The organism is Bacillus sp. IBL03825, from assembly GCF_024712505.1.
Lineage (GTDB): Bacteria > Bacillota > Bacilli > Bacillales > Bacillaceae_G > Bacillus_A > Bacillus_A wiedmannii.
The window spans coordinates 218499-232119 of the sequence record NZ_JAMXKE010000003.1 but is presented as its reverse complement, the minus strand read 5'-3'; the positions used below and the strand labels follow the sequence as shown (position 1 = coordinate 232119).

Here is a 13621-nt window from a genome sequence, read left to right as displayed (position 1 = left end):
TTCATTCACTACCTATCGAATGTATGTTTGTTGTATAATGGATGTATATCGAAATGGAGGTGAAGCGAATGATAATCAATAAAGCATATAAATTTCGTATCTATCCAAATAGAGCACAGGCAACCCTAATCAATAAAACGATTGGCTGTTCTCGTTTTGTATTCAATCATTTCCTATCTCTATGGGATAACGCATACAAAGAGACAGGGAAAGGTTTGACATATGGTACATGCTCTGCCAAACTTCCTGCCATGAAGAAAGAGTTTGTTTGGCTAAAAGAAGTGGATAGTATTGCGATTCAGTCTTCTGTTCGCAACCTTGCGGATGCTTATACACGCTTTTTCAAAAAACAAAACAGTGCCCCGCGTTTCAAATCTAAGAAGAACAACGTACAATCTTATACCACAAAACAAACAAATGAAAACATTGCCGTTGTAGGAAACAAAATGAAATTGCCAAAACTAGGTCTTGTTCGATTTGCCAAAAGTCGTGAAGTAAAGGGACGTATTTTAAATGCTACAGTTAGACGGAACCATTCTGGTAGATACTTTGTGTCATTGTTAGTTGAAACAGAAGTGCAAGAACTTCCAAAAACACGATCTTATATTGGAATGGATGTGGGACTAAAAGATTTCGCCATTTTGTCAGATGGAACAATCTATAAAAATCCGAAGTTTTTTCGATCATTAGAAGAGAAGTTGGCGAAAGTACAGCGTGTTCTTTCTAGAAGAACGAAAGGATCTTCTCGCTGGAATAAACAACGAGTAAAAGTAGCTAGAATTCATGAATACATGACGAATGCTAGAAAAGATTACTTGGACAAAGTCTCAACTGAAATCATCAAAAACCACGATGTTATTGGTATAGAGAATTTACAAGTATCGAATATGCTAAAGAATCATAAGTTAGCAAAAGCAATTAGTGAGGTATCATGGTCACAGTTTCGAACTATGTTGGAATATAAAGCAAAATGGTACGGCAAACAAGTCATTGTCGTATCGAAAACATTTGCTTCCAGCCAATTATGTTCTTGTTGTGGATATCAAAACAAAGACGTTAAAAATCTAAACCTACGTGAATGGGACTGCCCTTCTTGTCGTACACATCATGATAGGGATATTAACGCAAGTATCAATCTAAAGAATGAAGCGATAAGGCTTCTAACCGCAGGGACTGTGGAGATAGCCTAATAAATTAGAGTTCGATAGAACTCTTTACTTAGGAATCCCCCTCTTCTACACGAAGTGAAAGTGGGGGTAGTTCAAGAGAAACTATTTTCTATAAGGAGAGATTTTATATATGGATTGTAAAGATCCTTGTAATCAGCGATTTTATCCGTTTTCACCGTCATCTGGGTCGAACAGTTGCAATAGTTGCTGTCAAACAATTCCGATTACACAACAACAACTTTCCCAATTGATTACATTACTTACAAGTTTAAAGACTCTTATACCAGCTTATATAATGGATTAAATCCAACTAATGTAACTCTTAGGTTAACAAAAATAGCTTAGTATATATAAGTCCACTATAAAATATCATCATGTATAAATCGTTTCAGGATACCCGATAATGTTTGTAAAAAGCATAAGGGGAGAAAGATACGCTATGCCACATAAAATACAAAAATCACAACCTTTCACAATATCAGATTTACGAAAATTAGAGAAAAAAGAAAAACAAACTTCTCGTCAACGACGTATTACAGCTGTTCGAATGGTAATGGAAGGATATACAATGGCGGACGTAGCGGCCATACTTGGTATGCATCGTCAAAGCGTTTCTAGTTATGTGAAAAAATTCAAAGAACATGCACTGGAAGGATTACTCACTCGTAAAAAAATCCCAGGTAAAAAGCCGCATTTAACTAAGCAACAACAGGGAGAATTGAAACAACTTATTTTAAATACAACTCCAGCGGAGTTGCAATTCGGTCAAGAAGCTTTCTGGAATACACGCAATATCCAATACGTCATCAAAGAGAAATTTGCTATTTGTATGTCGCGTGAAGGCATCCGAAAAATGTTACATCGGATGAATTTTTCCTATACAAATGCTACTTACGTATTGAAACAAGCGAATAAAGAAAAGCAAATACAATTTCAAAAACAATTAGATATGATAAAAAAAACTTAATTGATGAAAATACCGTACTCTTATATCAAGATGCATGTCACTTTAGAGATAGTCAAACCGTTCATGCTACATGGTTTGCAAAAGGGAAACAAAAGAAAATTGCAGTGTTAGGAACGCGTATTTCGACGTCTTTATTCGGTACGATTGATGCAAGAAGTGGTATTCAATGTGCAGATATGTCGATTTTTTAAAGAGGACTTATATATAATTGAACTATAAAATCTCCAAGAAAGATAAATAATATTAACTAAATGAGGTATGTTGCGAATTTTTAAAAAATGAGCCGCACTCTAGCAAGATAGAGCGAAGAAAATCACAGATGGGCTATTTTAAAGGAAAATATCAAAAGAGGTTGGGGGAGTCTGGCGAAGTCGTATGAATATTCTGTAAAAAATTAAACTAATTAAGCATTGAAAAAGTTCACATTCTAGCTATTTCTGCAAGAGATTCTAGTAGAATCTAATTTCCTGTTAAACATCCAGAATATGTTAAAACACTCATTTTACAATCAGCGGTTACAAAAGAATCATTTCCCCCTAAGGATAAACGAAATACTACTAAGCTTTCGTTGTCTTTTTTACAAAACCTAATTCTTTTTGAGTACTTCCAAAAGAATTAGATTAATTTACGGAAGAAATCTTCAGAAAGTAATTGTAATTCATCTTGAATCGAAAAATTCAAAAAAGCGCTATTCTTTCTAATCTAACATATAGAAAGAATAGCGCTTTTTTGGTGCTGGAGGCTAGTGGAAATTCTTAAATTGATGGGATTTTATATATATCTATAAGCTTAAAAGAAGAATATCCTTCAGTATGCTTTACCAGGGAAAATCTTTCTCATATTATATATCCTTTATTGTCCCACAGGACTACTTATTTAGGAGACAATCCCGACGTACTCTTGCTCTCACTCGAATCATTAAAAATTGATGCAACTAGAGAAGTAAACGACATGTTAGAGGATATTCGTATTAAAATTGATCAAAATGAGCCAAAAGTAGAATCTGGAGCAAACACAAAAGAATATTAAGTATCATGCTCAAGAAAAATAATATTTCTCATTATCAATTGTAATTGTTCCAGAAAGCATATTGATAGCTATCATACTACCATCCTTTATAATTTGCGTGAGGATTCCTTCATCTAAAACTTTAATCTTTCATTATTTGTTTCAACTCTAAATACGGAAGGGACATTGGGTTGTATTTTTATACTAACTTCTTCAATTGTTACTATGTGCTGGGGGTTTAAAGTAACATGCATCTTATTCCCCGTTTCTAAATCTATTTGTGGAACAAGAATAAACCTATTGTAAATTTCCCCATCCTTATTTATAAGTTCCCCCTCAATCAAAACACTAGGCTTGATAGGCACAATATATTCATTCCCATTAGATAAAATAATTTTAGAATAACTACTCATCCTGATTACCACCTTTACTTCATAAAATAAATGACTCATAATATATTGCTGTATACTTATTTTCACTATTTGTATTAGATTATTTGCACTTTTAACACATACTACTTCTAAAAGGGGTGCTTCATGAAACTTGTACACTTTCTGTTATTTATTTTTGTTTTTATCACACTTATGATTGTACGGTTTGCTTATTAATAACAGGGAAGCATCTTGATGGATGCATAAATTTCTGGTCTGAGAACAAAAGCAAGCTTATAGAATGCCCTAAACTCATCGATATGTACGCTCATTCATGTCAATTTCGCTATAAACCATATAGTCACATACATCTTCATCCTCTAAATATCGTTTCACTATAATATCCCTCTGATTTTTTCCGGCTATACTGTTTCCGAACCGACTTAAAGCTTGGTCAATTCGAAATGACATATTCTCTAACCACTGTTCTCGTTTACCTTGTTTCACATTTACTAATGCAACATCTTCTAAAGTTTTTCCAACTGCATGTGTAGGGCCATGTTCTCTCATTTCATAATAAGAAATGACTTTCATTTTCTTACAGCCATTTCCGAACGAGAAAGCCTATCGTCTTTAGGCATGGGATGATAGTGAGGTTGGATACGGCGTACCATTAAAAATCGAAAGGTTTGTGGTACTTTAAGTATCCAAAGTGTTTGTATCTTTTATTTTTCATCCTTTTTTGTTGTAGTTAGATAAACAAACTGATACAACATAACCATGATAAATGATTATAGAAGAACTAAAACAACCGTATCATTCATTAACTATCATTTTGTGTTTTGCCCACGATACAGAAGAAAGATTTTTCTAAACACAAAAGTAGAAGAACGTTTCAAAATGTTGGTTCAAGAAATATGTAACGGATTGGATATTGTTATTATCGCAATGGAATGTGATACAGACCACGTTCACTTGTTTTTAAATACAATGCCAACACTTAGTCCCACCGATACAATGGCAAAAATTAAAGGGATGACATCAAAACATTTGAGGGAAGAATTTCCTCACCTTATGCACTTGCCAAGTTTATGGACACGTTCCTATTTTGTTTCTACTGCTGGAAATGTATCAAGTGAGACAATAAAACATTATGTTGAAAATCAAAAAACAAGGGGGTGAAACGTATGTCGCAAACCATAACAGTTCAAGTTAAATTGCTTCCAACAAAAGAACAAATCTGTTTATTGGAACAAAGTAGCCATGAATATATCAGAGTCATGAATGAGCTTGTATCTGAAATGGTTGACTTAAAGAAAAGCACGAAGAAAAGTACAAAAGATGTTCTCGCTAACCTACCAAGTGCGGTGAAGAATCAAGCGATTAAAGATGCGAAAAGTGTGTTTTCTACAAAGGTGAAAAAAAGTAAATACAAAATCGTTCCGATTTTAAAGAAAACCGTTTGCGTATGGAATAACCAAAATTATTCATTTAACTTCACATACATCTCGCTTCCATTTATGGTGAATGGAAAATCAACTCGTCTGAAAATACGTGCTTTATTAGTAGATAAGAATAATCGTAACTATAATTTGTTAAAACACAAGTTAGGTACACTCCGCATCACCAAAAAATCTCACAAATGGATAAATCAAATATCTGTTACAATTCCTACAATCAAAAAGACAGGAACAAAGATAATGGGTGTCGATTTAGGGCTAAAAGTTCCCGTTGGTGCAGTAACAGACGGTGACAAGGTTCGTTTCTTCGGAAACGGAAGACGAAATAAATATATGAAACGTAAGTTTCGTAGTGTCCGCAAGCAGTTAGGAGAAGGTAAGCAATTGAATGCTATTCGCCAATATAAGGATAAAGAACAAAGATGGATGAAAAACGAAGATCACACAGTAAGTCGTAAAATTATTGATTTTGCAATATATGATAATATTTCTGTCATTCGATTGGAACAACTAACGAATATTAGACAGACGGCAAGAACAAGCCGTAAAAACGAAAAAAATCTACATACTTGGTCATTTTATCGTTTAGCACAATTCATCGAGTACAAAGCAACATTAGTTGGTATTAAGATTGAATATGTGAATCCTGCTTATACAAGTCAAAGCTGTCCAAAATGTTCTGAAAAGAACAAGGTACAAGACAGAAAATACAATTGTAAATGTGGGTTTGAGAAACATCGTGATATCGTTGGGGCGATGAATATTCGCTACGCAACTGTGATTGATGGTAACAGTCAATCAGCCTAAGCACCTATATGGTCTGGTTTAGGAGGGGCAATGAGATGCCCTCATCTTGAAGCTGTTCAAAACAGAAATGGACTGCGAACGCTTAGTCATTCAAGAATCCCACCCGTTAATCCGTAAGGATTAAGGCTTGCGACTTCAGTGGTGGAAGTCGCAAGAATCATTCTAAACTGTTTATATATGCGTATACTTTCAAGAACACCTTCTAACTTTCCTTTTGTTGCTGCTCTATCAATTTTTGGTAAGAAAGATAATTGTTTAGTCATATAAGAACACTCCCTTTATTTATTAATTACCTTTACCTTGCAGATCCTCTTCTACGTTCATGGAATTAATCCCAAAATACCTTCTTCCTAGCTCCCTTTTCAAAGAAAAAAGAACACCGATTCTGAAAGCGGCAGTTATTACTGTTTTCAGAATCGGTGTCCTCTAGCTTTCTAGCCGAACTATATTCTCTTTCTCTCCTCAAACCATGCACAATAATCCCATTACTCCCCCTTAAATTAATTATACTTTTAAAAAATAATGATTGCATAATCAACTTCTACTATGTATTAAGGTTTTACCAAAATATACTTCTAATTCAACTTTTACAATTCTTTGATCCTCATTAAAAATTTATAATAAATTATGATTTAACTACATGTATTTTTTCATCCTCCTGCTCTTGTATTACTTTCAATGTACCTAACATTAGCTTGTAAAATGTATAGTTATTTGTATACTCTATTTCTTTATAGTTTTGCTTCATTTGATTTACTATAAAAGTATCTTTATGATATTTTTCTATATACAAAATGCTTTTGGACACCCAAACCCCAAAATTAACTGAATCAAAGTATAATCTTCCTTTACAGTTCTTTACCTCTGACTCTAGTGCTTCACCTAATTTTATTAAATGATATAACATATACGCCCTCCTTTTTGTTTACGTACTAATTCGACAATAAAATAGTATGTCCTACCAATTTTGATATAATATTTTTCGCTATTAAATTACAAAAAAATATTTAAATACCTATCATCAGACAAATTGTAGCGTTTTTTTTTCCTTCCTCAACTTGGAGAAGAGCGGCTAGCTTTTGCTAGCTACTCTTCTTTGGTTGTAATCACCATTTTATCCAATATACATATACTACCTTGAACCCTTACTTGTTCATGACCCACACACAAGCATTGACAAATGGCCTAAGGTTTCATAAACGAGCACTCTCGCACAAGTGCTCGTTTTACTCTGAATATTTTCTGCAAAATAATTTTTTTGTTTTATTTCATTCACACTTAAAAATGAAAAGCATATATTATATATAATACAATTGGAAACCCCTAAGATTCCCTTCTTAGAGCACATTGATACATGTGCTCTTTTAACTTCACATATATATTTATTTTAATAAGGATTTTGTGTCATTTTTTGACGATAAATTTATCTCCTACAAAACACTCTGCATAATACCAAGCGACGTGACATAAATCTATAACTTCTACATCATCGTCATTCACAAATTTATTTACCTCTATCCACGAATCAACTTTCCGAAAATGATTCAGCACACTTTTAACCTTTTCACTGAGCTTTACTTCTACAACCTGGCAGACCTCACCATCACATTCCGTATCAAATCCGTCTTCCAGTAACGAGTCTAATAAAGCAACAGTCTTTCTTTCTCCTCCTTACCACAATCCCGTAGTAATTCTTTCAAGCAATATTTAGTAATTGTTGTAATTCATTATACGCGAAGCATGACCAAGGTTTTGAAATACTGAGATTTTTGCAAAACAACTTTTCACATGTCTACGGTTCTGTTATATGATATTATCAAAACGTTTTATTATTCAATATTTAGTATTTTTATAAATATCCTGTTTCTTTTATTAAATCCGAAGAATATATGGATGAATATAAAGAAGCTCTTCCTGACTTTATAGAAAAAAATCGTACAATAAGAAAAGAATGAAACGATACATCCTACTACAAATATCATCAATATTATAGAAACATTAAATGCTAACATTGATTAAGTAAAACAACAAAGAGACAAGAAGAAAGAAGCGAAAAAAGCTACATAATTGTGGCTTTTTTTCTACTCTTAATTAGTTTTCACAATTGCTGATAAAGCTTCATCATTCCAAGTTCTAGCTCCATCCCTAAAACTAAAAATCGTCAAATTAACATATCGGTCATTATTTGAACCAGCAAAATTCGCAACAACAACCAGATTTCTACTTGCATTTACATTATTATCATAATAAAAAGAGCACCTTCTAACAGTGTTCTTTGAACGGAGTGAATATTGCACGAAGCATCTTGAAGGTTTTTAAGGAATAAAACGAACGAGCTCATGTCTGAAAAGAAGTGGCTGTACAATCAAATATGGAAAGGTGTAGTAGGAATGACAATGAAAATAAAAAAAGCCCCACAAAAGAGCCACGCGAATGTTATCGCATATCGTATACCTTAGTATATGCATGTATCGAAAGAATGTGAACAAAATAGTTATCTTATGGAAAAGGGGAATGGATATGAAAGAAGACATTTTAGCACATCAGCCATTACGCAATAATTTCAAAAATATTGGTAGAGAAAACGAACGTGTATTTCAGTCATTAGTTTATATGGGGAACGCATCGCATTATATGGCGAGGGCAAATACAGTTATCGAATATTTAAATGTGCCAGAGACATTGAAAACGGAAATGAAAAACATATATATGCTAAGTTGATAGATTTATATATAGATGTTAAATGAAGATACCCCATTTCTATGAAGCTAACACAACAAAATTTCCCCTAAAATGAAAAAATACGCTATTCTTTCTGTAGAATTATAGAAAATGTTGCATTTTTGTATGTCTATTCCTGTATCTGATGAATTACAACTATTCGCTAAACTATTAAACCAAAATTGGTCTCATTTATACCGATTTCCTCCCCATATACTTCTGTTTTTAAACGTATTCGTATTTTAGATTCAAATGCATTTCAACTCCCCAATCCCTTTTCATTCATCTGGATGCAGGAGGGTATAACCATACAGTGGGATTTAAGATTCAAAGGTTATGGAAGCTGTTGCGAATACGTTAGATAAAAAAACTTTTCTTAGTACTTCTGCGGATGATAAAATAGGAATAGTAGCTGACAATAAAAAACAGACAAGATAATGTAAGAAATTAATACTCAATTGAATAATCCAAGCAATAAAAATTGATGGAGTAAGAATAGCCATTTCCGGAAGCCCAACTAATATCATGTTAGTTGTTGACTCGCCCAGAATTATTTAATCAAATACTAAAGCTGATTTTATATAATTTACCAAAGTCAAATATAACAAAAAATCCACCTCCAAAAGGAAACAGATTTTTTATAGAAATTATTTAGAGTTTATATCTTGAATATACTATATTCAAATCAAAAGTCAATAACCTGTTTTATCACTTGTTGATATTTGATTTACTATAAATATCATTTAGAGAATCACCACATATGAGGACACCTTCAACTGGAGAAGGTGTCTTTTTTAGATATTAGAGGGTTTCTAAAAGTCAGATCATACAACCATTTTACAACTAAATTCGCCTATTCCTTATTAGCTATATCAGTATCACTTAAATTGAATTCAGTTGTAACAATAGTAGTTGCTTGAACAATCGCTTCTATTTTACAAATAGAAATAATAGTAGCGACCGTATTAGTACTTGGTTCTAATCTAACGACATCACAATCAACCGAGATGATAATTCCCACATAACTGCGTGATTGAGTATCAATCCGAACCGTTTGATTTCTTAAATTGTACAACTCTTCTTTTATACCTTGTACACAACAACTATCACAAACCTCATTTTGACTATTTATACATTTTTCATATTGATTCCAACATTCATTACTACCACATGAACAATTTGAATTTTTCTTCCCTGACTTACTGTATTTATATCCCATATTTTCACCCCTTCCATTGTTCTCCCTATATCCTATGCAAGCTATTCCCAATGTGATAGGGCCAAACGTTATATCTTCTGCCTAAAATATACGCATACACATTAGATTGCACTTGCTCATTACTATCGATATCCCATATATCATCAAATAAAAAAGGCGTATCTTTCAATAATGGCCTTTTTCTCACATTACAACATATTACTATATAAATAGACTTCGCACCTGTTTCTCTTGTATGATAATCATTTTATGTAACAAGAGCACTCCTTGGTCAAGGGCGCTCTGCTTTCATCTTCCTATTTTATTTTCTAAGTTATAATATGTTAGAACTATTGCATATAATACAATACACTTTACAAATAACTGACATCCCTAGAAGAGGTCTCCTTATATAGACAAGAGGAGCCTCTTTTAGTTTTCCCCTTAGTTCACTACACATAGGCTTCTGTTACGTCCTTAATTCCCTCTAATACTTTTTTATTATCAGCATTCACTTGAATTGTTAATTCTTTAGGTTTATCATATTCCGTCTGTTTGAACGACATCGGTCTTGTCATACCTCCACATCTAACACAACGTAATCAATCAGTATGTTTTGCAGCAATAACCGTTTTAAATTTTATCCTGCACTACACTTAATGTCGTAGTGTGGATTAGTAAATCATTAGTTGAACTTTCATTACTTCTTTTAACATTGTTTTGAGTTAGTATCCTGTTCTTTTTTTTGAAAAACACCATATCTATTCGTCTCCTTAAAATAAGAAAATCATCCATTACAGATGCTTTTTCACATATTATTTAGGTTTGTATAACCCCGGAGCTTCGAAATTAGCATTTGTTTTTTCTCTAACCATGGAGATATTAGCTGGATTAATCATAACGTCTCCAACAAGAACTAATTTATTAAGTAAAAACCCCTCTTTATCTGTAACCCAATTTTCAAGCTCTTTTCACGGCATATAAACTTGATGTTTATACCCACCATTCATGCAAATTTCTAAGTATTTCATGTTATCACTGCCTTTCTACTAGTTTGATTTCAATAAACTCCCCTGTTATACATATTTGTTGATTTTAACATTTCATTTAAGGCACAAAACATTTTTGTGTTTCTTCTATTCACCTAATTTTATTATACTCACCTACACAGCAAACATGATTAAGTAAATGGAAGAAGAGCAAAAGCTCCCCTATATCAACGGGTTTCATTCAACCTGCACTATTGATCTGGTTATGAATTCTTTAATGTACCGCCAATATGAATCGTTTAGAATTTTAGAAACAACTTAGTGAGTTGTGTTTTACGCCACTTCTCACAATACAAATATAACATGGCTAAATCCTAATTTCGTCCGTAAATAATTCGCATTCCATACACACCATTTTTCTTCATCGTTTTCCATCCTCTTTTTGTTAGGTAAAGATTAGCAATTATTAGATATGAATTCACTACAAACCATATTACGTTGAATTGAACCTTCTCATTTCCACTCATATATACCAATCTTTTCTGTATTTTCCATAAATGAATTTAACACTTTTCTTTTGTAGCTAATTCAAAATGGCTAAAAAAAAGAGCTGTTTAGATTTTGAATTTCTTTTGATAATCATTTAATGTATCTTGCTCAATACCAATATATCTTAATATTTCTTTTTGATCGGTATGATTCAACATTCGTTGCAAAACGACTACACCTTTAAATTGTTTAAAATGATGGTATGCATACGTTTTTCTGAGTGAGTGTGTTCCAATTCTTTCTACTCCAAATTTTTGAGCCGCTTGATTTAATATGACATGTGCCATTGATCTTGTAATCGGCTTATTCTTTCCCATACTACTTTTCATAAGAATTTCATTCTTTGACTTTCCTTTTGTATATTCTCTCAGCGCTATCTATAGTTCATAGGGCATTTTCAATTCTTTCACTTTCTTAGTTTTCTTTTCACGTATGAATATACTCCTGCCTTCCACATCACGTACTCGCGAACGTAGAATATCTGAAATACGCAACCCTGTATTGATTCCCAAGAGGAACAGAATATAATTCCGCTTATTCTGTTGCTTAATTATCTCCCGGATGGTTTCTTTATCTCGAATCTCTTGCACTATATTCATACGTTTTGCCGCCCTTCACTTTCCGTATCTTGTTTGAATATTTACTTTTTGAAACTAAATGCAAGTCGCTATATAGATTTACCCTTTAGCTGATAATACTTTCTGTTCCCAAACCCAACTTTTTCTCTTATGTCAGGTTCATATTACATTTAATTGTCCATATAAAACACAATTAAGATTTTCTTTTATGTCTCAGGCAATCTATTCACAGCACGACGGATTCATCTCATAAACTTTTCTCTAGTCCGTTCAAATCCCACTCTTTCAATCGCTATATTTTGTAAAGCTATTAAATTCATTGATAACAGATGAAGGAACAATAGAATATAATAACTAAATAACATCTTTACAATTTAAAAACTTCTTTTACAGCTTTTTTGTTCCCTTTTCATAACAACAGGCATTTTAAATGATAATTGTTTATTCATATAAAATTTTCTCTTTTTGTCTTAACACTCATAACACAGTCCACAAATCCCTGTTAAACCCACAATTTAACAATTCTTTAGCTTCTCTTTTCGCTTTTTCTTATGTTTCTTTTTTTGCTTGGTTTATTTTTCCCATTCACATAATTGATTTTGTAGTACTTTCATTTTCTCCCTCCCCCTTTTCAAAATAAAAAGGAAACCCAGCCTGTAAAAAAATATTTCACCATGATTTATCAACTCGTTCTTTTCCAGCATTTTGTATCATTTTTATACGACGAGTAATTGCTTTTTTAAATCTCTTTTTCTTCATGTTGTTCAACCTTCTCATTGAAAGCCTGTAATGTCCATTTCCCTACAAACGAATTATTTCATCATTCAATGCTCCGCACTGTGCGTTAGTCGCTTTTATCCATAAATTAACACGCTCTTTATTTATATTAATTCTTCTCTTTGCTTTGCAAATCGCAACCTCTAAATTTAATTCAGATACGACGTAAATACACAATTCTTTATTAAAATGAGTCATTAAATACACTCCATTATATTCACCTACATACTTACCTTCTACTAATTCTTGAGTTCGAAATCCTAAGTGTTTAATCGGAATCTAAAAACTTATGAAATAATTCGTATCTAGATTAATCAACATTTCCCTCTTCCCCTTATAACAAAAACTAAATATTCAATTAATAATGCAAGCAACCCGTTTCTATGCTCGGAGCAGCTAGCTTTTGTTAGTTCATCACCGTTTTATATACTTCGCCTGGTCTTCTACTCTACATTTATCTGTTCATTCATAGAAAGAGCACTGTTCGAAGGTGCTCTTTTAATTTTTTGGGATAAACTCAAAAACCTCCACATATTATCTATACGTTTTTTGTTAACAGCAGCATCTATTTTTTATATTTGAGTGTCACCATTTCACAATAAATTCATATAATAATTTGAATCCTTACTTGTCGAACCATTGTCTTGTTCATGACTCACACACATTGACAAAAATAAATGGTTAGACACTTCATGAACGAGCACTTGTATACGGTGCTCGTTTTAATTTTTAAAATCCACTAGTGCCAATGTTGTTTTTATTAGATATTTGCACTTCCATGATCAATCCTCATATATTATCGTATCATTTCATAAAGACCTTTATAAACAAGGTTGCTAACTTTAAGACCAGTTTCCTCTTTAACTTCTCTAATGGCACTATCAACAATACTTTCCGGAAATTCTACTTTTCCTCCAGGAGGAATGAATCCTTTGAAATCGTCATGCTGTCTATCGAGGAGTAAAACCTTGTCCTCATTTTTTATCCAAATTCTACCATTATGTTGAAATAAGAACGAGAGACATCG

The 13621-nt window shown here is 32.7% G+C and carries 12 protein-coding genes and 5 pseudogenes; 6 read left to right on the top strand and 11 right to left on the bottom strand.

Translation table 11 applies throughout. The features are described 5' to 3' along the window. Positions 1 to 68: 68 nt before the first annotated feature. Positions 69 to 1190, top strand: a complete 1122-nt coding sequence (tnpB, locus tag NHG49_RS30605) for an IS200/IS605 family element RNA-guided endonuclease TnpB (RefSeq protein ID WP_258127153.1) — start codon at positions 69 to 71, stop codon at positions 1188 to 1190. Between the two features lie 418 nt (positions 1191 to 1608). After that, the gene (locus NHG49_RS30600) at positions 1609 to 2136 is read left to right on the top strand and encodes a helix-turn-helix domain-containing protein (protein WP_258127163.1); all 528 of its coding nucleotides are present in this window, start codon (positions 1609 to 1611) and stop codon (positions 2134 to 2136) included. A 1142-nt stretch (positions 2137 to 3278) separates the two neighbouring features. Here NHG49_RS30600 and NHG49_RS30595 read toward each other — a convergent pair. Together NHG49_RS30595 and NHG49_RS30590 are read right to left on the bottom strand one after the other, a co-directional pair. Further along, complete coding sequence (locus NHG49_RS30595; protein ID WP_258127162.1) at positions 3279 to 3557, bottom strand: hypothetical protein; 279 nt, start codon at positions 3555 to 3557, stop codon at positions 3279 to 3281. Positions 3558 to 3748: 191 nt separating this feature from the next. Then, a pseudogene (locus tag NHG49_RS30590) lies at positions 3749 to 4130 on the bottom strand (ArpU family phage packaging/lysis transcriptional regulator); the annotation flags it as partial. Between the two features lie 165 nt (positions 4131 to 4295). Between NHG49_RS30590 and tnpA the strand changes: the two are divergent. Both tnpA and NHG49_RS30580 read left to right on the top strand, forming a co-directional pair. Continuing rightward, the gene (tnpA, locus tag NHG49_RS30585) at positions 4296 to 4697 is read left to right on the top strand and encodes an IS200/IS605 family transposase (RefSeq protein WP_258127161.1); all 402 of its coding nucleotides are present in this window, start codon (positions 4296 to 4298) and stop codon (positions 4695 to 4697) included. A 5-nt stretch (positions 4698 to 4702) separates the two neighbouring features. Beyond that, positions 4703 to 5782, top strand: a complete 1080-nt coding sequence (locus NHG49_RS30580; RefSeq protein WP_258127160.1) for an RNA-guided endonuclease InsQ/TnpB family protein — start codon at positions 4703 to 4705, stop codon at positions 5780 to 5782. 155 nt (positions 5783 to 5937) lie between these two features. On the opposite strand, the pseudogene NHG49_RS30575 reads toward NHG49_RS30580, so the two are convergent. From NHG49_RS30575 to NHG49_RS30565, 3 genes and pseudogenes are all read right to left on the bottom strand, one after another. After that, a pseudogene (locus tag NHG49_RS30575) lies at positions 5938 to 6045 on the bottom strand (ArpU family phage packaging/lysis transcriptional regulator); the annotation flags it as partial. 362 nt (positions 6046 to 6407) lie between these two features. Further along, on the bottom strand, positions 6408 to 6689 hold the full coding sequence (locus tag NHG49_RS30570) for a hypothetical protein (RefSeq protein ID WP_258127159.1): 282 nt from the start codon (positions 6687 to 6689) through the stop codon (positions 6408 to 6410). 497 nt (positions 6690 to 7186) lie between these two features. Then, complete coding sequence (locus NHG49_RS30565) at positions 7187 to 7333, bottom strand: hypothetical protein (protein ID WP_258127158.1); 147 nt, start codon at positions 7331 to 7333, stop codon at positions 7187 to 7189. Positions 7334 to 8302: 969 nt separating this feature from the next. Here NHG49_RS30565 and NHG49_RS30560 point away from each other — a divergent pair. Then, positions 8303 to 8503, top strand: coding sequence for a hypothetical protein (locus NHG49_RS30560; RefSeq protein WP_258127157.1), 201 nt, complete (start codon positions 8303 to 8305; stop codon positions 8501 to 8503). A 179-nt stretch (positions 8504 to 8682) separates the two neighbouring features. After that, positions 8683 to 8852 (top strand): annotated as a pseudogene (locus NHG49_RS30555) (IS4 family transposase); the annotation flags it as partial. Positions 8853 to 9356: 504 nt separating this feature from the next. Here NHG49_RS30555 and NHG49_RS30550 read toward each other — a convergent pair. From NHG49_RS30550 to NHG49_RS30530, 6 genes and pseudogenes are all read right to left on the bottom strand, one after another. Continuing rightward, complete coding sequence (locus NHG49_RS30550) at positions 9357 to 9722, bottom strand: hypothetical protein (protein ID WP_258127156.1); 366 nt, start codon at positions 9720 to 9722, stop codon at positions 9357 to 9359. 431 nt (positions 9723 to 10153) lie between these two features. After that, the gene (locus NHG49_RS30545) at positions 10154 to 10279 is read right to left on the bottom strand and encodes a hypothetical protein (protein WP_258127155.1); all 126 of its coding nucleotides are present in this window, start codon (positions 10277 to 10279) and stop codon (positions 10154 to 10156) included. A 1025-nt stretch (positions 10280 to 11304) separates the two neighbouring features. Beyond that, a pseudogene (locus NHG49_RS30540) lies at positions 11305 to 11838 on the bottom strand (tyrosine-type recombinase/integrase). Between the two features lie 648 nt (positions 11839 to 12486). After that, positions 12487 to 12594 (bottom strand): DUF3983 domain-containing protein, encoded by a 108-nt coding sequence (locus tag NHG49_RS31955; RefSeq protein ID WP_483861637.1) that lies wholly within the window; start codon positions 12592 to 12594, stop codon positions 12487 to 12489. A 24-nt stretch (positions 12595 to 12618) separates the two neighbouring features. Next, positions 12619 to 12792, bottom strand: coding sequence for a hypothetical protein (locus tag NHG49_RS30535; protein ID WP_258127154.1), 174 nt, complete (start codon positions 12790 to 12792; stop codon positions 12619 to 12621). Positions 12793 to 13396: 604 nt separating this feature from the next. After that, positions 13397 to 13585 (bottom strand): annotated as a pseudogene (locus tag NHG49_RS30530) (NUDIX domain-containing protein); the annotation flags it as partial. Between the last annotated feature and the right edge of the window lie 36 nt (positions 13586 to 13621).